Origin of the sequence: Cellulosimicrobium sp. AB352 (assembly GCF_049538415.1) — a bacterium.
In the GTDB taxonomy this organism is placed as follows: domain Bacteria; phylum Actinomycetota; class Actinomycetes; order Actinomycetales; family Cellulomonadaceae; genus Cellulosimicrobium; species Cellulosimicrobium funkei.
Map to the genome: position 1 here is coordinate 174614 of NZ_JBMVFX010000006.1, position 23667 is coordinate 198280.

The 23667-nt window shown below is 74.9% G+C and carries 21 protein-coding genes; 9 read left to right on the plus strand and 12 right to left on the minus strand.

Features of this window, described 5'->3' with window-relative positions:
- Nucleotides 1–166: 166 nt before the first annotated feature.
- On the minus strand, nt 167–1894 hold the full coding sequence (pgi, locus tag ACPCUX_RS06525; protein WP_144722060.1) for a glucose-6-phosphate isomerase: 1728 nt from the start codon (nt 1892–1894) through the stop codon (nt 167–169).
- A gap of 210 nt (nt 1895–2104) precedes the next feature.
- On the opposite strand from pgi, the gene ACPCUX_RS06530 reads away from it, so the two are divergent.
- A complete protein-coding gene (locus ACPCUX_RS06530; protein WP_021483513.1) occupies nt 2105–2683 on the plus strand; it encodes a dienelactone hydrolase family protein in 579 nt (192 codons plus the stop codon).
- A 27-nt stretch (nt 2684–2710) separates the two neighbouring features.
- Here ACPCUX_RS06530 and ACPCUX_RS06535 read toward each other — a convergent pair whose 3' ends face one another.
- The 3 genes from ACPCUX_RS06535 to ACPCUX_RS06545 form a co-directional block, all read right to left on the minus strand.
- Nucleotides 2711–3883 carry a GNAT family N-acetyltransferase gene (locus tag ACPCUX_RS06535; RefSeq protein ID WP_423388405.1) on the minus strand — a complete coding sequence of 391 codons (1173 nt, stop codon included), beginning with the start codon at nt 3881–3883 and terminating at the stop codon, nt 2711–2713.
- On the minus strand, nt 3880–5064 hold the full coding sequence (locus tag ACPCUX_RS06540) for a GNAT family N-acetyltransferase (RefSeq protein WP_423388406.1): 1185 nt from the start codon (nt 5062–5064) through the stop codon (nt 3880–3882). The genes ACPCUX_RS06535 and ACPCUX_RS06540 overlap by 4 nt, the downstream gene beginning before the upstream one ends.
- Nucleotides 5065–5189: 125 nt before the next feature.
- Nucleotides 5190–5456 carry a GlsB/YeaQ/YmgE family stress response membrane protein gene (locus ACPCUX_RS06545; protein WP_009865881.1) on the minus strand — a complete coding sequence of 89 codons (267 nt, stop codon included), beginning with the start codon at nt 5454–5456 and terminating at the stop codon, nt 5190–5192.
- Nucleotides 5457–5627: 171 nt separating this feature from the next.
- Here ACPCUX_RS06545 and ACPCUX_RS06550 point away from each other — a divergent pair, with 171 nt between their 5' ends.
- On the plus strand, nt 5628–6005 hold the full coding sequence (locus tag ACPCUX_RS06550; protein WP_034651673.1) for an RNA-binding S4 domain-containing protein: 378 nt from the start codon (nt 5628–5630) through the stop codon (nt 6003–6005).
- Between the two features lie 138 nt (nt 6006–6143).
- On the opposite strand, the gene ACPCUX_RS06555 is transcribed toward ACPCUX_RS06550, so the two are convergent.
- The 3 genes from ACPCUX_RS06555 to ACPCUX_RS06565 form a co-directional block, all read right to left on the minus strand.
- A complete protein-coding gene (locus ACPCUX_RS06555; protein WP_021483737.1) occupies nt 6144–6881 on the minus strand; it encodes a lytic polysaccharide monooxygenase in 738 nt (245 codons plus the stop codon).
- A gap of 241 nt (nt 6882–7122) precedes the next feature.
- Nucleotides 7123–7872 carry a lytic polysaccharide monooxygenase gene (locus ACPCUX_RS06560; RefSeq protein WP_043653453.1) on the minus strand — a complete coding sequence of 250 codons (750 nt, stop codon included), beginning with the start codon at nt 7870–7872 and terminating at the stop codon, nt 7123–7125.
- A 378-nt stretch (nt 7873–8250) separates the two neighbouring features.
- The gene (locus ACPCUX_RS06565) at nt 8251–8832 is read right to left on the minus strand and encodes a 1-acyl-sn-glycerol-3-phosphate acyltransferase (RefSeq protein WP_423388407.1); all 582 of its coding nucleotides are present in this window, start codon (nt 8830–8832) and stop codon (nt 8251–8253) included.
- A 142-nt stretch (nt 8833–8974) separates the two neighbouring features.
- Here ACPCUX_RS06565 and ACPCUX_RS06570 point away from each other — a divergent pair, with 142 nt between their 5' ends.
- From ACPCUX_RS06570 to ACPCUX_RS06580, 3 genes are read left to right on the plus strand one after another with little or no spacing between them, the layout of a single operon-like run.
- Nucleotides 8975–10189: an ROK family transcriptional regulator gene (locus ACPCUX_RS06570; RefSeq protein WP_137280803.1), complete on the plus strand. Its 1215-nt coding sequence runs from the start codon at nt 8975–8977 to the stop codon at nt 10187–10189.
- Nucleotides 10186–11124 (plus strand): ChbG/HpnK family deacetylase, encoded by a 939-nt coding sequence (locus ACPCUX_RS06575; protein ID WP_249355929.1) that lies wholly within the window; start codon nt 10186–10188, stop codon nt 11122–11124. Before ACPCUX_RS06570 ends, ACPCUX_RS06575 begins: the two co-directional genes overlap by 4 nt.
- Nucleotides 11121–12563, plus strand: a complete 1443-nt coding sequence (locus ACPCUX_RS06580) for an MFS transporter (protein ID WP_423388408.1) — start codon at nt 11121–11123, stop codon at nt 12561–12563. The genes ACPCUX_RS06575 and ACPCUX_RS06580 overlap by 4 nt, the downstream gene beginning before the upstream one ends.
- A 201-nt stretch (nt 12564–12764) precedes the next feature.
- On the opposite strand, the gene ACPCUX_RS06585 is transcribed toward ACPCUX_RS06580, so the two are convergent.
- Nucleotides 12765–13304 carry a MarR family winged helix-turn-helix transcriptional regulator gene (locus ACPCUX_RS06585; protein ID WP_423388409.1) on the minus strand — a complete coding sequence of 180 codons (540 nt, stop codon included), beginning with the start codon at nt 13302–13304 and terminating at the stop codon, nt 12765–12767.
- A gap of 90 nt (nt 13305–13394) precedes the next feature.
- On the opposite strand from ACPCUX_RS06585, the gene ACPCUX_RS06590 reads away from it, so the two are divergent.
- Complete coding sequence (locus ACPCUX_RS06590) at nt 13395–14342, plus strand: LLM class flavin-dependent oxidoreductase (RefSeq protein WP_423388410.1); 948 nt, start codon at nt 13395–13397, stop codon at nt 14340–14342.
- Nucleotides 14339–16678 carry an LLM class flavin-dependent oxidoreductase gene (locus ACPCUX_RS06595; protein ID WP_423388411.1) on the plus strand — a complete coding sequence of 780 codons (2340 nt, stop codon included), beginning with the start codon at nt 14339–14341 and terminating at the stop codon, nt 16676–16678. The genes ACPCUX_RS06590 and ACPCUX_RS06595 overlap by 4 nt, the downstream gene beginning before the upstream one ends.
- Before the next feature lie 116 nt (nt 16679–16794).
- On the opposite strand, the gene ACPCUX_RS06600 is transcribed toward ACPCUX_RS06595, so the two are convergent.
- Entirely contained in the window at nt 16795–18012 is a 1218-nt protein-coding gene (locus tag ACPCUX_RS06600; RefSeq protein WP_423388412.1) for a benzoate/H(+) symporter BenE family transporter, read from the minus strand.
- 83 nt (nt 18013–18095) lie between these two features.
- Between ACPCUX_RS06600 and ACPCUX_RS06605 the strand changes: the two genes are divergently transcribed.
- A complete protein-coding gene (locus tag ACPCUX_RS06605) occupies nt 18096–18818 on the plus strand; it encodes a helix-turn-helix domain-containing protein (protein WP_423388413.1) in 723 nt (240 codons plus the stop codon).
- On the opposite strand, the gene ACPCUX_RS06610 is transcribed toward ACPCUX_RS06605, so the two are convergent.
- From ACPCUX_RS06610 to ACPCUX_RS06620, 3 genes are all read right to left on the minus strand, one after another.
- Nucleotides 18778–20061, minus strand: coding sequence for a PrsW family intramembrane metalloprotease (locus ACPCUX_RS06610; RefSeq protein WP_228485085.1), 1284 nt, complete (start codon nt 20059–20061; stop codon nt 18778–18780). The two genes, ACPCUX_RS06605 and ACPCUX_RS06610, sit on opposite strands and share 41 nt — an antisense overlap.
- Nucleotides 20062–20166: 105 nt before the next feature.
- Entirely contained in the window at nt 20167–20586 is a 420-nt protein-coding gene (locus ACPCUX_RS06615) for a hypothetical protein (RefSeq protein WP_034652356.1), read from the minus strand.
- Nucleotides 20587–21115: 529 nt separating this feature from the next.
- Nucleotides 21116–22117: a LacI family DNA-binding transcriptional regulator gene (locus ACPCUX_RS06620; RefSeq protein WP_144679847.1), complete on the minus strand. Its 1002-nt coding sequence runs from the start codon at nt 22115–22117 to the stop codon at nt 21116–21118.
- 191 nt (nt 22118–22308) lie between these two features.
- Between ACPCUX_RS06620 and ACPCUX_RS06625 the strand changes: the two genes are divergently transcribed.
- Nucleotides 22309–23598 carry an ABC transporter substrate-binding protein gene (locus ACPCUX_RS06625; protein WP_043660009.1) on the plus strand — a complete coding sequence of 430 codons (1290 nt, stop codon included), beginning with the start codon at nt 22309–22311 and terminating at the stop codon, nt 23596–23598.
- Nucleotides 23599–23667 lie beyond the last annotated feature (69 nt).

Consider the following 23667-nt stretch of genomic DNA (forward strand, 5'->3'; position numbering starts at 1 on the left):
GGTCGCGCGCACGACGCCACGACCTCGCGACACGTCCCCGCCGTGAGGCGGACGACACACCGCGGGACGCGGTCCGCGGAGGCGCTCGGCCCGCCTCCGTGCGCACGACCGGCCCCCCCGCGAGCCGCCCGAGCACGGTCGTCCCCGTGCCCGGGCGGAGCGCGGGCTAGCTGCGCAGGTCGAGGTAACGGTCGATGAGGGCCGCGGTGCTCGGGTCCTGCGCCGCGAGGGCGTCCTCGTCGCCCGCGACGGCCGGCGCGATCTCGAGCGCGAGCTTCTTGCCGAGCTCGACGCCCCACTGGTCGAAGCTGTCGATGCCCCACACGACGCCCTGCACGAACGTGATGTGCTCGTAGAGCGCGATGAGCTGGCCCAGGACCGACGGCGTGAGCGCGGGAGCGAGGATCGACGTCGTCGGGCGGTTGCCCGGGAACGTGCGGGCGCTCACGAGGTGCTCCGCGGTGCCCTCGGCACGGACCTCGTCCGCCGTCTTGCCGAACGCGAGCGCCTTGGTCTGGGCGAAGAAGTTCGCGAGGAACAGGCCGTGCACGTCCGCGCCGGGCTGGACCGCGCCGCCGTCGCCCACCGCGTCGACGAGGGGGTGGGCGGGGTTCGCGACCGCGATGAAGTCGGCCGGGATGAGGCGGGTGCCCTGGTGGATGAGCTGGTAGAACGCGTGCTGGCCGTTCGTGCCGGGCTCGCCCCAGAAGATCTCGCCGGTCTCCGTCGTGACCGGGGAGCCGTCCCAGCGCACGCGCTTGCCGTTGGACTCCATGGTGAGCTGCTGGAGGTAGGCCGGGAAGCGGTGCAGGTACTGCGCGTACGGGAGCACGGCGTGCGTGTGCGCGTCGAGGAAGTTCACGTACCAGACGTTGAGCAGCCCCATGAGGACCGGGACGTTGCGCTCGAACGGCGTGCGGCGCACGTGCTCGTCGATCGCGTGGAAGCCCGCGAGCAGCTCGGCGAACCGGTCCGGGCCGATCGCGATCGCGAGCGACGTGCCGATCGCGGAGTCGACGGAGTAGCGCCCGCCGACCCAGTCCCAGAACCCGAACGCGTTCGCCGGGTCGATCCCGAACGCCGCGACCTTGTCGAGCGCGGTCGAGACCGCGACGAAGTGCTGCGCGACGGCGGCCTGCCGGGACTCGTCCGTGTCCTCGATCGCGCCGACCGCCGCGAGCTCCGTCCACAGCCAGTCGCGCGCCAGGCGCGCGTTGGTCAGGGTCTCGAGCGTGCCGAACGTCTTCGACGCGACGATGAACAGCGTGGTGCGCGGGTCGAGGCCCGCCGTCTTCTCCGCGACGTCCGTCGGGTCGATGTTCGAGACGAACCGGACCTCGATGTCCTGGTGCTTGTACGGCAGCAGCGCCTCGTACGCCATGACCGGTCCGAGGTCGGAGCCGCCGATGCCGATGTTCACGACCGTGCGCACGCGCTCGCCCGTGACGCCCGTCCACTCGCCCGAGCGGACCTTGTCCGCGAACGCGTAGACCTTCGCGAGCTCGGCGTGCACGTCCGCGTCGACGTCCTGCCCGTCGACGACGAGGTGCTCGTCGTCGCCCAGCGGGGTCGGCCGGCGCAGGGCGGTGTGCAGGACGGCGCGGTCCTCCGTGACGTTGATGTGCTCGCCCGTGAACATCGCCTCGAGGCGGTCGTCGAGGTGGACCTCCTCGGCGAGGCGCACGAGCAGCTCGAGCGTCTCGTCGGTGACGAGGTTCTTCGACAGGTCGACCGTGAGGTCGGCCGCCTGGTGCGTGAGGCGGCGCGCGCGGTCCGCGTCGGCCGCGAACCAGGTGCGCAGGTCCGGCTCCACGGTGTCGCGGTGCACGGTCAGCGCGGTCCAGGACGGCGTGGTGGTGGGGTCGATCGGGGGCGGCACGGGCTGCGAGGTCATGACCACCAAACTACTGACCGACGTCGGCCCTCGCCCACCCCGACCGTCCCGCGGTCCATGGTCCGGCGGCCTGACGAACGGCGTTCGCAGGTCCCTGGACCCCGGGCGCGTGGGGGCGGGCCGCGCGACGATGGGGGTCGTGCGCCGTCGGGCGCGCACCGGGCGGCGACGCCGTCGCACGGCCCACGAGCGACGATCGGAGGAGGGACCATGGCGGAGGTCGTGCTGTTCCACCACGTGCAGGGACTGACGGAGGGCGTGCGGACGCTCGCGGAGACGCTGCGCGGCGCGGGGAACGTCGTGCACACGCCGGACCTCTTCGAGGGGCGCACGTTCGCGACCCTCGACGAGGGCATGGCCCACGTGCAGGAGCTCGGTTTCGGGACCGTGCTGGAGCGCGCCCGGGGGGCCGTGGACGGCTACGACCTCGGTGTCGTGTACGCCGGGGTCTCCCTCGGCGTCCTCCCGGCCCAGATGCTCGCCCAGACGCAGCCGGGCGCCAAGGGCGCGGTGCTGCTCGAGGCGTGCGTGCCCGTCTCCGAGTTCGGCGACGCCTGGCCCGACGCCGTGCCCGTCCAGGTGCACGGCATGGACGCGGACCCGTCGTTCGCGGGCGAGGGCGACCTCGACGCCGCGCGCGAGCTCGTGGAGTCCACGCCCGACGCCGAGCTGTTCGTCTACCCCGGCGACCGCCACCTCTTCACGGACCCGAGCCTGCCGTCGTACGAGCCGGAGGCCGCCGCGCTCGTCACCGAGCGGGTGATCCGCTTCCTCGACGGCATCCGCTGAGCGGTCGGGCCGCGGCGGCCCCCGGGGTCAGGGCGCGCTGCCGCGGTCCGGTGCGTCGAGCACGAGCTGCCACTCCGCCTCGACGCCCGTGGGCGCGAAGCCCAGCGCGACGTTGATCGCGAGCATGTGCCGGTTCTCCTCGGCGTTCCACGTGTGCACGCGACGCGACGACGGCCGGGCGCGCGCCAGCTCGTCGAGCACGGCGACCTTGACGAGCAGGCCCAGGCTGCGCCCGCGGTGCTCGCGCAGCACGAGCGTGTCCTCCTGGAACACGACCTCGGGCCGGTCGCGGGGGTACGCGACCATCGAGAACGCGGCGAGCGTGCCCGACGCCGTGTCCTCCGCCGCGGCGACGACGTAGCCGCGGCCCCGGTCGTGGATCTCCCGGGAGAAGGTCCGGACGCGCTCCGCGTCCCACGGGTCCTCCGTCAGGTCGAGGCCCCCGTTCGGTGCGTCGGTGCTCATGCGCGTCTCGAGCACCGCGAGCTGCGCGAGCCACTCCTCGGGGACGTCGTCCGTCCACACGTGCACGCGGTACCCGACGGCCCGCGCCGTCGCCGCTTCTCGCAGCGGGTCGAGCACGGCGGGCGGCACCGGGAGCTCGAGCACGGAGTGCCGCATCACCTGCGCGAGCGTGAAGCCGCGCTGCAGCGCGAAGGTCGTGGCGTCGTCGTGCGCCGGGACGCGCCCGCTGCCCGTGGGCGCCTCGATCGCACCCGGGCCGGGCGGCGGCTCCGGCGCGACGGACGAGTCGGACTGGACCACGCGCCGCCCCTCGGCGCGCACGACGTCGAGCGCCGCCTCCCACAGCGCGGTGCCGACGCCGCGGCGCCGGTGCGCCGGGTCCACGCCGACGTAGACGAGCGCCGTGTGCGTGTTGCCCTGCTGCGGGAGCGCCACCATCGACCGGCCGACGACGTCCTCGGGCCGGGGCGTCGTGCCGTGCGGGGCGTCGTCGAGCACCGCGACCCACCGCAGCACGCGGCGGTAGCCGGCGCTGGCGACGGTGGACGCGACCGTGGCGGCGTCGAGCGCGAGGTCGGTGTGGCCGTGGATCGCGCGGTCGATCGCGTCGCCGACGCGGACCGTGCCGTGGACGGCCCACGCGTCGGGCGCGTCGAGGCGCCCGGGGACGGGCTCGATGCGCACGCGCCCGTCGCGGGTCGTGGCGGTGGTCTGTCCCGCCTGCGGTGCGCTCACTCGGCGCCCCCCGGCGTCGTCCGGCGCTGCCACGCGGCCCACACGCCCGCGGGGCGGAAGCCGAGGGCGACGTTGATCGCGAGCATGTGGTCGTTCTCCTGCGCGTTCCACGTGTGGACGCGCCGGGCGCCGGGGCGCTGCGCCGCGAGCGCGTCGAGGTTGGCGACCTTGACGAGCATCCCGAGGCGGCGCCCGCGGTGCTCGCGCAGCACGAGCGTGTCCTCCTGGATCGCGAAGTCCTCCCGGCCGCGCGGGTGGACGAGCACGGTGAACGCCGCGAGCGTGCCCGACGGCACGTGCTCCGCGGCGCACACGAGGAACGCGTCGTCGTTCTCCGCCTGCTGCTGCACCCACGTCCGCACGCGCCGCGCGTCCCACGGGTCCTCGCCGTAGTCGACGCCGCCCGTGGGCGCGTCGGTGCTCATGCGCGTGAAGAGGACCGCCACCTGGTCGGCCCAGGCCTCCGGGACCTCGTCGGTCCAGGTGTGCAGGCGGTAGTCGCTGCCCGCCGTGGCCCGGGCGTCCTCGCGGTGCGCGTCGAGGACCGCGGGCGCGACCGGGAGGTCGAGCACCGAGTGCCGCTCGACCTGCTCGAGCACGTACCCGTGGACGCGCAGGAAGCGCGGTCCGGGCGCGTCCGCGGGGACCCGGCCCGCGCCCGTCGTGGCCTCGAGCGCGCCGGGCCCGGGCGGTGGCTCCTCGCCGTGGTTCGTGTCCGAGAAGAGCACGGTGCGCCCCGCGTCGAGGTTCAGCCGCTCGCCGAGCGCGAGCAGCGCACCCCCGATGCCGCGGCCGCGCTCGGCGGGACGCACGACGGCGTAGGACTCGCCCAGGTGCTCGTTGCTCGTCACGGGGCGGGTCACGAAGAGGTGCGCGACGACGTCCCCCACCGCGGGCGGGACGCCCTGCCCGTGCCACGCGGCCGCCGCGGCGGAGCGCACGACGACGAACCGGCGCTTCGTGGAGTACTCCTGGTGGGCCATGCCCGTGAAGATCTCGCGGGGCGGCAGCGCGAGGTCGTCGTAGCCGTGCACCTCGAGCTCGTGCTCGCGGCCGACGTCCGCGACGGCGAGGTAGGCCCACGCCTCGGGCGCGTCGAGCGACGCGGGGTGCGGGGCCTCGACGAGCGTGTACCCGCGCGGGAGGGAGACGTCCGGGACGGGAGGGGCGACGGCGCTCATGGGTCCAGCGTGTCCGGCGCACGGGCGGCGCGTCCACGGCAATACGCCCGGGGACGCACGGACGGCCCGGTCCCTGAGGGGACCGGGCCGTCCGGAGAAGCGGGCCGCCGGTGCGGCCGACGCCGTCAGGCGCGCTTGCGGTTGGTGAACCAGGACCAGATGAACACCACGATGATGGAGCCGATGAGCGCGAAGCCCCACGTGCCGAGGTCGAAGAACTCCTCGTTGACGTCGGTGCCGAACACCGCCGAGGCGATGAACCCGCCGAGCAGGGCGCCCACGATGCCCAGCAGGAGGGTGACGATCCAGCCGCCCTTCTGCTTGCCCGGCACGATCGCGCGGGCGATGGCACCCATGATGAGGCCGATGAGGATCCAGCCGATGATGCCCATGTCACGCTCCGTTTCCCGTAGGGACAGATCCGGCCAAAAGGACTCTTGCCCCGAATGACCTGACACCACCGTGGCACGGGCGCCCGGACCTCGCACGCCGACGGCGGTCTGCCGGGGTGCGGCGACCCCGCCGGCACCGGGCTCCGCGCGGTCTCGTAGGCTCGGAGGGTGGTGACGACCGAGGCGACGAGCGCGCGCGTCGACAGCTGGCTGTGGGCCGTCCGCGTGTTCAAGAGCCGCTCGCAGGCGACGGCCGCCGTGAAGGCGGGGCACGTGCGCGTCAACGGCGAGCGCGCGAAGCCCGCGACGAGCGTGAAGGTGAAGGACCGCGTCGTCGTGCGGGGCGGTCCGGTCGAGCGGATCCTCGTCGTCGAGAAGGTGCTCGTGAAGCGGGTGTCCGCGACCCTCGCCGCGACGGCCGTCGACGACCAGAGCCCGCCCCCGCCGCCGCGCGAGCTCACCGTGCGCGTCGCCGTCCGCGACCGCGGTGCCGGGCGCCCCACGAAGCGCGAGCGCCGCGACCTCGACCGGCTGCGGGGCCGGGGCTGACTCCCGCTGCCGCCGACCGGGGAGACCGCGCCCCGTGAGCCCAGCCCGCCCGACGCGCAGGACGGCCGGCGGTCGCGTGCGAGCACGCGACCGCCGGCCGTCGGCAGTGCTGTCGGGATCGCTCCCGGGATCAGCAGGTCAGCAGGCTCCGAGGTCCTTCCAGACGCCCCACTGGCCGCTCTGCGACGGGTTCTCGCCCGTCGTCCACCACTTGGCCTGGTAGTTGCGGCCGGAGTAGGAGACGTTCGCCCCGCCGACGTAGGCGGCGCTCGCCGACCAGGCGGGAGCCGTGCACGTGCCGGGGTTGCCCGGGTTCCCGGGGTTGCCGGGGTTCCCGGGGTTGCCCGGGTCGGTCCCGCCGCTGCCGATCTTCAGGTCGACGCAGTTGTAGAACGCGTTGACCGTGTTCGACACGTTCCAGCGCGCGAGGATCGTGTGGTTGCCCTCGGGCAGGCCCGTCAGGGTGTGGGAGATGTTGCTGGGCGGCTGCGCGCCGTTCTGGTTGAACGTCTTGAACAGCACGCCGTCGACGAAGTACTCCCACGTGCTCGTGTTGTGCGCCGCGGTGAGCTTCCACTGGAACGTGACCGACGTGCCGGTCTGCGTGCGGGGCCAGGGCTTGCTCGAGTCGTCGAGGATGCTGAAGCCGCTGCCGCCCGAACACTGCATCGAGCCCTTGGGCGCCTCGACGGACTGGGGCTCGTACTTGATCGAGCCGCAGTCGAAGGACGTCGTGCCCTTCGCGCAGTGGTCCTGCCGGCTCGGCGGCGACGTGATCCAGCCGTGGGCGCTCGCGCTCGGCGCGACGGCCACGGGCGCGATGATCGCGACCGCGCCGACGACGGCTGCCAGGAGTACCGCTCTCAGTCTTCGCATGAGATGTCTCGCTCTCCATCCGGTGGTGCATGGGTCCTGCGGCGCGCTTCCTCGCGGGCCGCTTCTCGGATCGGGCACCTCGACGCTACGAAACGGGCGGAGAGCCGGACAATTGGGCAAAGCCCGTACGTGCTTCCGCGTACGCGCGCCGGGCGCGCCCTCGTCGCCGGGTCGGCGACGCACGACGGCGGGTGGTCCCGCCCGTCGGACGAGACCACCCGCCGTCGCGGGGTTCAGCAGGTCAGCAGGCGCCGATCAGCTTCCACGGACCCCATGCCTCGGAGCCCGGGACGTTGTTCTGCGTCCACCACTTCGCCTCGTACACGTTGCCCGCGTAGGAGACCTTCGCGCCGCCCGTGTAGGTCGACGTCGCGGCCCACGCCGGGTCCGCGCAGGTGCCCGGCGTGCCGCCGCCGGGGGTGCCGCCGCCCGGGGTGCCCGGCTCGGGCGTGCCGCCGCCGGGGTTGGTGCCGTCGGCCGTGACGGTCAGGTCGACGCAGTTGTAGAACGCGTTGACCGTGTTCGACACGTTCCAGCGCGCGAGGATCGTGTGGTTGCCGAGCGGCAGGCCCTTGAGGGTGTGCGAGATGTTCTTGGGGGGCTGGACGCCGCCGCCGTCGAACGTCGCGAAGAGCTGGCCGTCGACGAAGTACTCCCACACGCTCGTGGCGTGGTTCGCCGTGAGGTTCCACTGGAACGTCACGTCGCGGCCCGTGGTCGTGCGGGGCCAGGGCTTGCTCGCGTCGTCGAGGATCGCGTAGCCGCTGCCGCCGGAGCACTTCATCGAGCCCTTGGGGGCCTCGACGGACTGCGGCTCGTACTTGATGGAACCGCAGTCGAAGGACGTGGTGCCCTTCGCGCAGTTGTCCTGCCGGCTGGGGGGAGAGGTGATCCAGCCGTGCGCCGAGGCGCTGGGGGCGATCGCGATCGGGGCGATGATCGCGGTCGCGCCCACGACGGCGGCGAGGAGCGCCGCGCGGAGTCGCTTCATCGGGGGACTCGCTTCCTAGGTCGGGGAGGGCCGACGTCGTGCGGAGCCCGCACCGTCGACCGTGACGAGGGGGACCGTAAGCAGGTGGAGGACGAGGCTCCAACGCCTACGCAGGGCCGCCCCGGAGTACGGGATGTCCCGTACGCGACGACCTGCGGAGGGCGTCTTCGTGCGGCTGGACCGGGGTCCGGCACCCCCTCGCGACGTGCCTCGGGCATCCGTCCGGCGGGTGAAAAGTGTGGGGACTACGTAGGGCGCCGGGACGCCGGACGAGACGGCGGCCCGAGCTGGACGAGCGTCCGAGAACGAGGGCGTCGGACGACCCACGGACCCGGGCGTGGGGGCGCGCGCGAGAGCGCGTGCCGGGGTCGCGGCCCGTCAGGCGGGCGCGTCCTCCTCGCGCAGCCGCGGCTCGGTGCGCAGCGCGGGCCGGAGGCCGGACTTGTCGGCGTAGAACGCGCGCACGACGTCCATGTCGGCGCGGACGTCACCGGTGAGGTCGATCGACGGGCCGAGGCCCGTCGTCATCGTGGTGCGGTCCACGTAGCCGAGCGTGACCGGCAGGTGCGCCTCGCGCGCGATCCGGTAGAACCCCGACTTCCAGTACGACCCGGCGCCGCGCGTGCCCTCGGGCGTGACGACGAGCGAGAAGACCTCGCCCGCCTGGAGGCGGCCGACGACGTCCGCCACGACCCGGCTCGGGTCGCGCCGGTCGACGGCGATGCCGCCCAGCGCGCGCATGACCGGGCCCGCGGGACCGGCGAACAGCGTGTGCTTGCCCAGCCAGCGCACGTGGATGCCGGTGCTCCACGCGATCGCGAGCATGAGCACGAAGTCCCAGTTCGACGTGTGCGGGGCGCCGACGAGGAGCGTGGGCCGGCTCGTGTCGTACGGCTGCGAGCGCAGCCGCCACCGGCTGGTCGCCCAGAAGGCGCGGGCGAGGGCTCGGCGGATCACCACGTCACGGTACAGGGTGGGAGCGAGGGGCCGCCGTCGACAACCACAGGCAGCGCGGTTAGTCTCCGGCGGGTAGGGAACTTCCCGCCCTACCTGCTCGGCCCGGACATGTCTGCTCGACCACCCACTGCTCGACGGAGACCAGATGGACACCACTCCCGCCGGAACCCCCGCCCTCCTGCGCACCCTCAACGCGCGCGCCGTGCTCGACGTCCTCGGTACCGGCGCGCAGGTCGCCCGACCCGACGTCGTCGCGGCGACCGGCCTGTCGAAGACGACCGTCGCGCAGACCCTGCGCGCGCTCGAGGCGACGGGCGTCGTCACGGAGGCAGGGCTCGACCGGGACCGTCGCGGCCCGGCCGCGACGCTGTACCGGGTCGACCCGGACTACGCGTTCGGGCTGGGGATCGACGTCGCGCGCGACCGCGTGCGGGTCGCGCTCGTCGACGTCACGGGAGCGATCCGTGCCCGCGCCGAGCGGCGCGACGTCAGGCCGACCCCGACGGCGCGCGCCCGCGCCGCCGCCGAGCTGGCCCGCGCGTGCGTGACCGACGTCGAGGCCCGGCTGCCCGAGGGCGCGAGCGTCGAGGTGACGCGCGCCGTCGCGGCGGTGCCGTCGATCGTCAGCCCGGACCACGCGACGATCCGCCGGGTGCCGGGCTTCGAGAAGGGCGGCACGGACCTCCACGACGCGCTCGTCGACGCGCTCGGCTGCCCGGTGACGCTCGAGAACGACCTCAACCTCGCGGCGCTCGCGGAGCAGCGCGACGGCGTCGCGGCGGGGGTCCGGACCTTCGTCGTGCTGGGGCTCGGCGACGGCTTCGGGGCCGGACTCGTCCTCGACGGTCGCCTCCACCGTGGTGCGGCGGGCGGTGCGGGCGAGGTGTCCTTCCTCCCGCACCCGGGGCGGTCGCTCGGCTCGGAGACGCTCGGGGCGTCGTCGATCGCGGCCATCGCGAAGGAGAACGGCCTCCCGGACGACATCGCCGTCAAGGACCTCGTGGACCGCGCCGAGCACGGTGACGGCGCGTCGTGCGACGTGCTCGACGAGGTCGCGGAGCGCATCGGCGTCGTGGCGGCTGCGGTCGCGCTCGTCGTCGAGCCGGAGCTCTTCGTGCTCACCAACCACGCCGCACGCCCGCCGATCGCCGAGCGCGTGCAGCGGTTCCTCGGCGAGAAGCTGGCCGTGCTGCCCGTGCGGGTCGTCCCGTCCGAGCTCACGAGCGACGCCGTCGTCGTGGGTGCGGCCCGGTCCGCGAGCGACGCGCTGCGCGACGAGGTGTTCCGCGCCGCCGCGGCCCACTCCGCGCCGGTCGAGGGCGAGGTCGCCGGCGACGAGCGCGCGGAGGCCGCGTCGTGACCGACCCGGGCGGCCCGCCGTCGGACCTGGTGTCCCGGCTGGGCCTCGCGGACGACGCGCGCGCCGTGATCCTCAACGCCGACGACTACGGCATGTGCCGGGCCGCGAACCGCGCGATCTCGGAGCTGCTCCTCGCGGGGCACCTCGACTCCGCGACCGTCATGGTGCCGTGCGGCTGGGCGCCGGACGCGCTCGCGTTCGCCGCGGCCCACCCCGTCGACGTCGGCGTCCACCTCGTGCTCACGAGCGAGTGGACGCGCTACCGGTGGCGGCCTCTCACGGGGACGGGGACGTCGCTCGTCGACGCCGCGGGGTACTTCCCGCGCGACGTCCGCGCCGTCGAGCAGAAAGCACGTGCCGAGGACGTCGCGGCCGAGCTCGCGGCGCAGCTCGACGCCGCGCTCGCCGCCGGGGTCGACGTCTCGCACCTGGACAACCACATGGGCTCGGTCTACGGGCTCGAGACGGGACGCTCGTTCCTGCCGCAGGTGTTCGAGCTCGCGGCCCGGCACGGGCTGCCGTTCCGCCTGCCGCGCACGACCGACGGGATGCTCCTGCCGCCCGGCGACTTCCAGCCGCTCCTCGACGAGGCGACCGCGGCGGCCGACGCGCTCGGCGTCGTGCTCGTCGACCGCCTGTGGACGCACCCGTTCGAGCTCGCGGGCGAGGGCACGGACGACGCAGAGGCCTACGAGGACGTCCGCGACGGCTTCCTCGACCTGCTGCGCCGCGTGCCGGCCGGCGTCACCGAGATCTACCTGCACCCCATGCTCGACGACGACGAGCTCGGCGACGTCGCCGACTACGCCGCGCCGAAGCGCGGGTTCGAGCACCGCCTCCTCGCCGACCCGGCCGTCGCGGCCGTGGTCGCCGAGGAGGGCCTCGTCCGCGTCGGCTGGCGCGACCTGCGCGCTGTCCAGCGGGGCGAGCGATGAGCGCGCCGTCCGGGACGCCGTCGGGCACGGTGCCGAGCGGGGGGCTGCTCGCCCGCGTGCGCGACCGCCGCCTCGTCGGCGCGGCCACGCGCGCGCAGACCGTCGCCTACGGCGCGTCTGCGTTCCCCGCGAACCTGCTGCTCCAGACGTTCTCCGCGTTCGTCGTCTACTTCTACGTCGACCACCTCGGCGTGCCCGCCGGCTGGGTCGCGGGCGCCATGGTCGCGCACGGCGTCCTCAACGCGGTGCTCAACCCGCTCGTCGGCGCGGCCTCCGACCGGCGGCGCACCCGCTGGGGCCGTCGCGTGCCGTGGATCGGGCTCGGCGTCGTGCCGCTCGTCGTCGCGTTCGCGCTCGTGTGGATGCCGCCCGCGCTGAGCCCCACCGGGCTCGTGGTGTGGTTCCTCGTCGTCGTCGCCGTGTACGACGTCGCGTACGTCGTCGTCGTGCTCAACGTCTCGGCGCTGTTCCCCGAGATCTTCCGCACGACGGCGGAGCGCGCCCGCGGGAACGCGCCGCGCCAGATGTTCGGCCTCGTCGGCATGATCCTCGGCACCGCCGGCGCCCCGCTGTTGTACGGGACGCTCGGGTGGACGTGGATGGCGCTGCTCCTCGCCGTCGTGAGCCTCGGGTTCTTCGCGTGGTCCCTCGCCGGCATGGTCGAGCGCCCCGTCGACGTCGCGGCGGTGCGCGAGCGCGAGGCCGCCGTCGGGCTCGGCGCCCAGCTGCGCTACACGTTCGCGAACCGGGCGTTCGTCACCTACGTGCTCGGCTCGCTGCTGCTGCAGAGCACCACCGCGATCGTGCTCGCCGCCGTGCCGTTCTACGTGCGCTACGTGCTCGGCGGGGCGGAGGCCGACGCGACGTTCCTCCTCGCGCCGATCTTCGTCGCGGCCATCCCGGCGATCGTCGGGTGGTCGTGGGTCGTGCGCCGCATCGGCCCGCGCTCCACGATGCTGTGGGTCGTCGCCGTGTACGGGCTCGCGACGTGCCTCTACCTCGTGCCGACCACCGTGCTCGGCGCCGCGCTCGCGGGCCTCGCCGTCGGCGTCGGCGTGGCCGGGCTCATGCAGGTGCTCGAGGTCGCGCTCGCGCAGGTCATCGACGACGACGAGCGCCGCACCGGCCTGCGCCGCGAGGGCATGTACTTCGGGGCGAACGGGTTCGTCGTGCGCGGGTCCGTGATCGTGCAGGCCGTCCTCGTCGCGGCCGTGCTCTCCGCGAGCGGGTACGTCGAGGGAACGGGCGACGTCGTGCAGCCGGAGAGCGTCGCGACGGGCGTGCGCCTCCTGCTCGGCGGCGTCCCCGTCCTCATCGCCGCCCTGGCCTTCGTGTGCTTCTGGCTCTACCCGCTGCGCGGTCGGGACCCCGAGGGCACCGACGCCGCCCTCGCCGACGCCGACGCGTCACCGACCGCCGCGGACCCCCTCCCGCGGTAGCCCCCGCCCCCGCGAGGTAGAGCCCCGGTCGCGCGAGGTAGAGCCGTGGTTGCGCGCGAGGTAGAGCCCCGGTCGCGCGAGGTAGAGCCGTGGTCGCGCGCGAGGCGCACCACGGCTCTACCTCGGCGGACCCTGGCTCTACCTCGGCTGACCCTGGCTCTACCTCGGCGGGCCCTGCCTCTACCTCGGCGGACCCTGCCTCTACCTGGGCGGGGTGGTGGTGCCGCGGAGGGTGTGCTCGGCGACGGCGCACGGGTCGGTGCCGGCGTCGATGTCGCGGAGGTCGCACGCGACGCGGCGCATGAGGGTCCGGAAGGTGCCGCGCTCGTCGGGGGAGAGCATGTCGAGGAGGTCCTCCTCGGCGTCGTGCACCGCGGCGGCCCACCCGGCGAGACGACGACGGCCCTCGGGCGTCGCGACGACGCGGCGCGCGCGCCGGTCGGCGGGGTTCTGCTGCCGCTCGACGAGGCCGGACGCGACGAGGTCGTCGACGAGGTACGTCATGACGGTGCGGTCGATGCCGTGGTGCTCGGCGAGCGCGAGCTGCGTGGGGTGGTCGCCCTGCGCCACGGTCACGAGGACCTGGTAGCCGCGCGTGCCGTGCGGGACGTCGTCGAGCGCCTGCTCGACGGTCGCGCGGTAGGCGCGCAGCAGGACGCCGAGGTGCCAGCCGAGGTCCTCGAGGCGGCCGGGGAGCTCGGCCGGGCCGGTGGGTGCGGCGGTCGTCGCGCTCGTGCTCATCCGCTCAGGGTACCGCGGGAATGCGGTTGCACCACCTATCTGTTCTCGATATGTTCTGTACAACAACGTATCTTGAGATCGCGAGGAGCCATGCCCGACTACGGCCACGACCTGCGCTTCGGGTCCTTCGTCACGCCCACCGCCGCGGCGCCCCAGCAGGCGGTCGCGCTCGCGCGGCTGTCCGAGGAGGTCGGCCTGGACCTCGTGACCTTCCAGGACCACCCGTACCAGGCGGCGTTCCTCGACACCTGGACCCTGCTGTCGTGGGTCGCGGCGCGCACCGAGCGCATCCGCCTCGCGGGCAACGTGCTCAACCTGCCGCTGCGCCCGCCGGCCGTGCTGGCGCGCGCCGTCGCGAGCCTCGACCGGCTCTCGGGCGGGCGCGTCGAGCTCGGCCTCGGCGCGGGCGGGTTCTGGGACCCGATCGTCGCGATGGGCGGCGAGCGCCTCACGCCGGGGCAGTCCGTCGACGCGCTCTCCGAGGGCATCGACGTCATCCGCGGGCTGTGGGACACGACGACGCGCGAGCGCCTGGAGGTGGGCGGCACGTACCACCACGTCGACGGCGCCAAGCGGGGCCCCGCCCCCGCGCACGACGTCGAGATCTGGGTCGGGGCGCTCAAGCCCCGCATGCTGCGCCTCGTCGGCGCGCAGGCCGACGGCTGGCTCCCGTCGCTCGCGTACCTGCAGAGCTTCGAGGCGCTCGCGCAGGGCAACGCGACGATCGACGCCGCCGCCCAGGAGGCGGGCCGCGACCCGCGCGCGGTGCGCCGTCTGCTCAACGTCGGCGGCCGGTTCACCGCCGACGGCGGTGCCGGGTTCCTCCAGGGGTCGCCCCGGCAGTGGGCCGAGCAGGTCGCCGAGGTGACGCTCGAGCACGGCGTGTCCACGTGGATCGTCGGCGGCGACGACCCGACGACGCTCGCCGTCGTGGGCCAGGAGGTCGCGCCTGCCGCGCGCGAGCTCGTCGCGGCGGCGCGCGGCGCGGCCGACGGCCCGGCACCGGTCGCACCGACCGACGGCGGGGCCCGCGCATGACCGACTACGGCCACCCGCTCCGGTTCGGCACGTTCGTCACGCCGTCGGCGCAGGACCCGGAGGCGACGGTCGGGCTCGCGCGCGTCGCGGAGGACGCCGGCTATGACCTCGTGACGTTCCAGGACCACCCGTACCAGCCGCGCTTCCTCGACACGTGGACGCTGCTGTCGTACGTCGCGTCCGCGACGGAGCGCATCCACGTCGCGCCCGACGTCGTCAACGTCCCGATGCGGCCGCCCGCCGTCCTGGCGCGCGCGGCGGCGAGCCTCGACCTGCTCTCCGACGGGCGCGTCGAGCTCGCCCTCGGGGCGGGGGCCTTCTGGGACGCGATGGAGGCGATGGGCACGCACCGGCTCACGCCGGGGGAGTCCGTGGACGCGCTCGCCGAGGCGATCGAGGTCATCCGGGCGATCTGGGGCGAGGACGGCGACGGTGAGCTGTTCGTCCCCGGCCGGCACCACCGGCTCGACGGCGCGACGCCCGGCCCGGGCACCACGCGCCGCATCCCGCTGTGGCTGGGCGCGCTCGGCCCGCGGATGCTGCGCCTGGTGGGGGAGAAGGCCGACGGCTGGCTCCCGTCGCTGGGCCGTGTCGGCCTGGACGGGCTGCGCGCGGGCAACGCGCGCATCGACGAGGCGGCGGCCGCCGTCGGGCGCGACCCGCGCGAGGTGACGCGGCTGCTCAACGTGTCGGGCACGTTCGAGGCGGACCCGGGAGCGTCCGGCCTCGGGGGCGCCCCCGACCTCTCCGGGCCGCCCGAGGCCTGGGTCGAGCGGCTCCTGCCGCTCGTCCTCGACGAGGGCGTCTCCACGCTGGTCCTCGCGACCGACGACGAGCGCACCACCCGCCGGTTCGCGGACGAGGTCGCGCCCGCCCTGCGCGACGCCGTCGACGCCGCGCGCGCGGAGCGGGGCACGGACACGTCGCGCGTCGTGCCGCTCGCCGTGCGGGCCGCGCGTCGCGACGGCATCGCCTACGACGACGTCCCCGCCTCGCTCGCGGAGCGCGCCGTCGAGCCGGGCGACGCCGCGTACGCGGGCGTGCGCTCGAACTACCTGCGCGGCGGCTCGCCGGGCCTCGTGCTGCGCCCGCGCGACACCGCGGAGGTCGTCGAGGCGCTCGCCTTCGCGCGCGCCCAGCCGGTGACGCGCCGGGTGCCGCTGTCCGTCCGCTCTGGCGGGCACGGGATCAGCGGGCGCTCGACGAACGACGGCGGCATCGTCCTCGACCTCGCCGCGCTCGACCAGGTGGAGGTGCTCGACGACGCCGCGCGCCTCGTGCGCGTCGGCCCCGGCGCGCGGTGGGGCGGCGTCGCGGCGGCGCTCGCGCCGCGCGGCTGGGCGATCACGTCGGGCGACTCCGGCGGCGTCGGGGTGGGCGGTCTCGCGACCGCGGGCGGCATCGGCTTCCTCGGCCGGGCGCACGGCCTGACGATCGACCACGTGCGCGCGGTCGAGGTCGTCCTCGCGGACGTCTCGGTCGTGCGCGCGAGCGACGACGAGAACACCGACCTGTTCTGGGCCGTGCGCGGCGCCGGGGCGCAGGTCGGGATCGTCACGTCGTTCGAGCTCGTCGCGGACGAAGTGTCCGCGGTGGGGTTCGCGCAGATGGTGCACGACGCGTCGGACCTCGCCGGGTTCCTCGAGCGCTGGGGCGCCACGGTGGAGGCCTCGCCGCGGGACACGACGAGCTTCCTCATCGTGGGGCGGCCGCGACCCGGGCAGCCCCTCGTCGCGCAGTCCATGACGATGGTCGACTCCGACGACCCGGACACCGTCCTCGCGCGGCTCCAGCCGTTCGCGGCGATCTCCCCGCTGCTCGCCCGGGCGACGGCGCAGATCGTGCCGTACGACGCCGTCGTCTCGGCGCCCCCGCCCGGCCCGCACGGGGGGCAGGGCGAGCCGGTGTCGCGGTCCGGGCTGCTGGAGCACCTCACGCCGGAGGCGTCGGCGCGTCTCGCGGGCCTCGTCGCGAGCGGGGACACGTACTTCTTCCAGATCCGCTCGACGGGCGGTGCGGCGTCGGACGTCCCCGCCGACGCGACCGCGTACGCGCACCGGTCCGCGAACTTCTCGGTCGTCGCGATGGGGGCGAGCCGGTCCCGTCTCGACGCGCGGTGGGACGCGCTCGCCGACGTGTTCGACGGGATGTACCTCAGCTTCGACACCGACCTGCGCACCGAGCGCGTGACGGACGCCTTCCCGCCCGCGACCCTGGAGCGGCTGCGCGAGGTCAAGCGCCGCGTGGACCCGACGAACGTCTTCCGCGACAACCTGCCCGTCCTCGGGCCGCACCCGACGGACGAGCCCGCGCCCGCCGTCGTCCCGCCGAGGTAGAGCCCCGGTCCGCCGGCGTAGAGCCCCGGTCCGCCGAGGTAGAGCTCCGGTCCGCCGAGGTAGAGGCGTGGTCACGACCACGCCTCTACCTCGCGCTACCAGGGCTCTACCTCGCGCTACCGGGGCTCTACCTGGGGGCTACCGGGGCTCTGCCCCGGGGTGGGTGCCCGACGGCGCAGCGTGAGCACCGCGTGGACGGCGAGGCCCGCGAGCACGGCCCAGAACGCGGCGCCGATGCCCGCGACGACCGTCCCGCTCGCGGCGACGAGGAACGTCACGACGGCCGCCTCGCGGCCCCGCGGCTCGGCGACCGCCCCCGCGACGGCGGCCCCGAGCGTCCCGACGAGCGCGAGCCCGGCGGCCGCCTCGACGAGCCCGGCCGGCGCGGCCGCCACCAGCGCGGCGAGGCCGGCCGAGCCGACCGCGAGCACGAGGTACGCCCAGCCCGCGGTGTGGGCGGCGACCCAGCGCCGTCGGGGGTCGGGGTGCGCCTCGGGTCCCGCGGCGAGCGCGGCGGAGATCGCCGCGAGGTTGATCGCGTGCCCGCCCGCGGTGGCGCCCGCGAGCGTCGCGAGGCCGGTGACGGTCATGGTCTCGCGCCACGGCACGCGGTAGCCGAACGAGGCCATCACCGCGACGCCCGGGACGTTTTGCGACGCCATCGTCACGACGTAGAGCGGCACGGCGAGCCCGACGACCGCCTGCCACGACAGCGTCGGGACGGTGAGGTCGAGGCGGGGGACGGCGTCGGCCCAGGCGAGGGTGCCGCTCCCCACGGCCTCGTACCCGACGATCGCGAGCGTGACCGCGAGCGCCGCCGGCGCGGCCCAGCGCGGCCCGAGCCGCAGCAGCACGAGCCACGTGAGCACGACGGGCGCGACGAGCAGCGGCGTCGTGACGAACGCCCGGACGGGCGCGAGGCACAGCGTGAGCAGCACGCCCGCGAGCATCGCCTGGGCGATCGGGGTGGGGATCGCGGCGACGAGGTCGCCGAGGCGCGGCCAGAGCGCGGTGAGCAGCACGAGCCCGCCGACGACGCAGAACGCGCCGACCGCGGCGCGCCAGCCGCCCGCGACCGCGCCCGTGCTGACGAGCAGCGCGGCCCCGGGCGTGGACCAGGCGAGCGTGAGCGGGGTGCGGTGGCGCGTCGTCAGCCAGAGGATGCCGACGGCCTGCGTCACGCACAGGGCGAGGAGCCCGGACGCGGCCTGGTCGGGCGTGGCGCCGACGGCGCGCAGGCCGGCGAGCACGACGGCGAACGAGCTCGTGAAGCCGACGAGGGCCGTGACGAGCCCGGCGAGGACGGGGCGCAGGCGCTCCGGGTCGGGTTCCATGCTGCTCCAGCGGACGTGCCGAGCCGTTCTGTTTGCGGAACGCTACCAGAGTGGCCTGGGTCACGGCCGGTAGGCTGCCGCGCGTGAGCGACGGGGGAGCGCAGGCGAGCGCAGGAGCGGGCACAGGAGCGGGCACAGGAGCGGGCACAGGGGCGAGCGCGGGGGCGAGCGCCGGGCCGGACGACGCCCCGGGTGGTGGTGCCCCCGCGCCGTCGGACCGCCGCGGGGACGAGACGCTCGCCGCGGTCGCCGCCCAGATCCGGGCGCTGCGGGCCGAGCGCGGGCTGTCGCTGTCGGCGCTCGCGGCGGCGGCGGGCGTCGGGAAGGGCTCGCTCTCCGAGATCGAGCACGGCGCGCGCAACCCCACGCTCGCGACGCTCTACGCGCTCGCCGGGGCGCTCGGCGTCCCGCTCGCGACGCTCCTCGCCGAGCGGCCGGGGTCGGAGGTGTCGTCGGAGGGCGTCCGGGCCCGCCTCCTCGACGCCCACCACCTGCCCGACGGCACCGCCGTCGAGGTCTACCACCTGCACCTCGAGCCCTCCGCGGACCGCACGTCGCCGCCGCACGGGCCGGGCGTCGTCGAGCACCTGCTCGTGACGTCCGGCCGCGTGCGCGCGGGGCGTCGTGGCGCGGAGGCCGTGGTGACCGTGGGCGACGAGCTGCGCTGGGTGTCGGACGCCGAGCACTCCTACCGGGCGCTCGACGGGGCACCCGTCGACGCGGTGCTCGTCATCCGCACGCCCCCGCGGCGCGGCGAGCGGCCCGCTACCGCAGGCCCGGTCCCGGTGCCCACGCGCCGGACGTGAACCCCGACGGCGCTCCCGGCGACCAGGGGGCCGGCGGCGGCTGCGGGGCCCGGACGAGGAACGCCTGGCGTGCTGTGAGCATGAGCTGCAGCAGCGCGCGCCGCTGCCCCTCGACGCGCCACGCCTCGACGGCGCCGCGCTCGACCCTGTCGTGGAGCAGCGCGAGCTCGGTCGCGGCCTGCTGGTAGTCGCGCATCGCGTGCGCGGCCCCCGCGCCGCCGGTGCGGCGGGCCCAGTCGCGCGCCTGGCGGCGCGCGGCGAGCGTCGACAGCATCGCGAGGTCGGCGGGCGTGACGAGGCCCGTCGGGACGTACGGCACGAGCTGGCGCTGGATCGTCGCGACCGTGCGGCGTCGGTCCCGGACGAGCAGGACGACCAGCGTGACCAGCACCCCGAGCCCGGCGAGGTACGCGACCCCGAGCGCGAGCGGGCCGAAGCCGGTCGAGGCGTTCCACAGCATGTGCAGGGCGATGGCCGCGGCGAGACCGCCGAGCGGCGCGAGCACGCGGCGCGGCCCGGGCGGGCTCGTGGCCGCGCTCGCGACCCCGAGGCCCGTGAGCGCCGTGCACAGCGGGTGCAGCAGGGGGGTGACGATGGCTCGCAGCACGAACGTCGGGCCGAGCGTGCCGTCCTGCGCGGCCATGATGAAGTACGTGACGTTCTCGACCGCCGCGAAGCCGAGCGCGACCATCGCGGCGTAGATCACGCCGTCGGTCCAGCCGTCGATCTCGTGGCGCCGGAACCAGAGCATCCCGAACAGCACCGCGCCCTTGAGGATCTCCTCCACGAACGGCGCCCCGAACGACGCGACGACGTACCAGCCAACCTCCTCGCCGAACAGCGGCGCGGTGAGCAGCTCCAGGCCGAGCGTGTTGAGGATCCCCGCGACGAGCGTCGCGATCCCCGCGCCCCACAGGAACGCGACGACGAGCGCGCTCGGCGGCTCGGGCTCGAGGCGGTCGAGCGCGAGCACGACGGGCACCCAGATGCCCAGCGGCACGAGCGCGAGCAGCAGCCCGACCGTGAACGTGCCCACCCCGGACAGCGCCGCGAGCACGAGGCCCACGAGCAGGCACAGGCTCGCGACGGCGATCGTCACGATGACGCCGACGCGCGCGCGGCCCGGCGGCCGGCCCTCGAGCACGGCGCGCGGGTCGAGCGGGACGGCGGCACCCGCCGGGCCCAGCGGGTGCGGAGGCTGCTGGGGCGGGGGGACGGCCGGGCCGTGCGGCGGGAAGGTCACGGGCGGTAAGGCTACGCACCCGGCGGCCGACGCGGGAAGGCGCCCGCCCGGCGCGCCGCGCGGCAACCGGGGGAGGTCGCGCCACGCGGTGGCCGGGGGGTGGGGCTACGCCGCGACGTCGTACCCGGAGCGCAGGCCGCCCCGGCGGCGGACGGTCGCGTCGTCGGGCACGATCTCGTCCGGCGGGACGACGGCGCCGGCCTCCACGAGCACCCGGCGCCCGACGCGCGCGCCGCTGCCCACCCGGGCACGGTCGCCGACGCGCGCCTCGGGGGCGATGCGGACGTTGTCGCCGACGCGGACGTCGCGGCCGAGGACGACGTCCCGGTCGATCCAGGTGCCGTCGCCGAGCCGGCAGCCGTGGCCCACCACGGCGCCCTTCTCGACGTAGGTGCCCCACCCGACGGGCACGGACTCGGGGACGCGGGCGTGGGGCGACACGAAGCCGCCGCCGGTGTGACGGTCGTAGTGCATGATCTCGCCGAAGTCGTTCTCGACCTGGACGCGGCGTGCGAGGCGGGCCACCTGACCTCCTCAAGGTCTGTCGACAGTGGTACTGGTGACATAACGACGACGAGGCGCCCAGGATTCCGACGCCGTCACCCCTCCGAGGTAGAGCCCTGGTCCCGCGGGGTAGAGCCGCGGTCCCGCGAGGTAGAACCCTGGTCGCCGGGCCGACGGCGGAGGTCGCCCCGCCTTTCGTGCCCCGCAGGCGAGAACCGCCCGGGCGACCTCCCGCGGCGGCGCCACGGTCGCCGGGCGCGGACCGACCGCCGTCGTGTCGAGCAGGTGGTTCCGGCACGTCCGGGCCGACGGACGCGCCGGAATCGCCTGCTCGCGCTGCCCGGATGGCCTGGTCGGCCCGCCCCCGGTCCCGACGGGCGACCTGGCCGCCCCGGGTGCCTGGCCGACGTCGGGCACGGTCAGCCTGGACGCCGCGGCGAGGCCGCGGCGTCGGGTGTGACCTCGGCTCTACCTCGCGGGACCTCGGCTCTACCTCGGCGTGACCTCGGCTCTACCTCGCGACGGCGGCGCCGTCCTGCGGGCCGATGGGTCAGACGGCGCGGGTGGTGCCGCGGACGACGAGGGTCGTGGGGAGGCGGACGTGGGGGTCGCGCGTCCGGCCCTCGACGAGGTCGACGATGAGGCGCAGGGCCTCGGTGCCCATGCGGTGGATGGGCTGGTCGACGGTCGTCAGGGGCGGGGTGGTGAGCGCGGACTCGGGCACGTTGTCGAAGCCGATGACGGAGACGTCGTCGGGCACGCGGAGGCCGAGCTCGGCGGCGACCTCCATGGTGCGGATCGCGGAGAGGTCGTTGGCGGCGAAGATCGCGGTGGGGCGCTCGGGGAGCGAGAGGAGCTCGTGCGCGGGGGAGTCCGCGAGGTCGGGGCGGTAGCCGCCGACGCGCACGAGGTCGGGGTCGAAGGCGATGCCCGCGTCGGCGAGCGCTTCGCGGTACCCCTGCTCGCGCAGGCGCGCGGACTCGAGGTCGGGGCGGCCGGCGAGGAAGCCGATGCGGCGGTGGCCGAGGTCGAGGAGGTGCTGCGTCGCGGTGCGGCCGCCGGCGAGGTTGTCGGAGTCGACGGTCGGGGGGTCGGACGGGCCGCGGTGCGGGTCGACGGCGACGACGGGGATCGAGCTGCCGCGCGCGACGACGGTGGGCGTGACGAGGATGGCGCCGTCGATGAGGGTGCCGCCGAGGCGGGACAGGGAGCGCTGCTCCCAGCCGACGCGGTCGTCGCGGCGCAGGCCGCCGGAGTAGGCGAGGAGCTCGTACCCGGTCCCGTCGACGGCCTCGGAGATGCCCTTGAGCAGCTCGGTCGAGAACGGCTCGAACTCGGCGACGAGGATCCCGATGACGTTGGTCTTGCTGCTCCGCAGGCTCCTCGCGACGATCGACGACTCGTACCCGAGGTCGTCGATGACCTGCTGGACGTGGCGGGAGGTCTCGGGCGCGACGCCATAGCGACCGTTGATCACCTTGGAGACGGTCGCGACGGAGACGCCGGCGGTGCGCGCGACGTCGCCGATCGTGACTCTTCCCGTGGAGCGCATGGGGATGACAGTAGCCCCTGGCGAGGGCGTCCGGAGGCCCGCGCCACGTCGTGTGTAAAACGTTATCGATATCGATTGACACGACCCGGTCGCGCCTGCCAGAGTCGCTACCGGCGGCCCCACAGCGGTGGCGGCCCGGCGCGCTCGAGGCAGCGTGCGCCCCGGTGCGACTCGACGAAGAGGACGGAACGATGAAGTCTCGGAAGCTCCTGACGGCGACCGCCGTCGCCCTGGCGGGCACGCTCGTGCTCACGGCCTGCGGAGGCGGAGGCGACTCCGGCTCGGACGACGGCTCGGTCTCGATGACCTTCTGGCACAACTCCACGACCGGTGAGGGCAAGGCCTACTGGGAGGAGACGGTCGCGGCGTTCGAGGAGGCGAACCCCGGCGTCACGATCGAGATCCAGGCCATCCAGAACGAGGACATGGACGGCAAGCTCCAGACGGCCCTCAACTCGGGCGACGCGCCCGACATCTTCATGGCGCGCGGCGGCGGCAAGCTGGCCGACGTCGTGGAGGCCGGCCAGGCGATGGACCTCACCGACGCGATCGACGACACCACGCGCGAGGCCGTGGGCGACGCGGCGCTCAGCGCCTTCACGGTCGACGGCAAGGTCTACGGGATGCCGGTCTCGATCCTCCCGGGCGGCGTCTACTACAGCGAGGACCTGTTCGAGCAGGCCGGCGTGACGGCGAACCCGACGACGATCAGCGAGCTCGAGGGCGTCGTCGACCAGCTCAAGACCGCGGGCGTCGCGCCGATCGCGCTCGGCGCGAAGGACGCGTGGCCGGCCGCGCACTGGTACTACTTCTTCGCGCTGCGCGAGTGCTCGCAGGACACCATCAACACGGCGGCGAGCGAGCGCAGCTTCGACGACCCGTGCTGGCTCAAGGCCGGCGAGGACCTCCAGGCGTTCGCCGAGACGGAGCCCTTCAACCAGGGCTACCTCACGACCTCCGCGCAGCAGGGCGCGGGCTCGTCCGCGGGCCTCATCGCCAACCACCAGGCCGCGATGGAGCTCATGGGCGCGTGGAACCCCGGCGTCATCGCGTCTCTCACGCCGGACGAGAAGCCGCTCGCGGACCTGCAGTGGTTCCCGTTCCCGGCTGTCGAGGGCGGCGACGGCGAGCCCGGCGCCATGATGGGCGGCGTCGACGGCTTCTCCTGCTCGGCCCAGGCTCCCGCCGAGTGCGCGGAGTTCCTCAACTTCATCATGTCGAAGGAGTCGCAGGAGGCGTACGCCACCGCGTTCCACACCCTGCCCGCGAGCAAGGAGGCGCAGGGCGTCGTGACGGAGCCCGCGCTCGTCTCGATCCTCGAGGCCTACAACGAGGCGCCGTACGTCACCGTCTGGCTGGACACGCTGTTCGGGCAGAACGTCGGCAACGCGCTCAACACCTCCGTGGTCAACCTGCTCGCCGGCAAGGGCACGCCGCAGGACATCGTCGACACGACGAACGCCGCAGCGGCCAAGGAGTAACCGGAGCCATGACCGTGTCCCAGGGCGAGACCTCGCCGAGCACGACGACGCCCGAGGACCGGGCCGGGG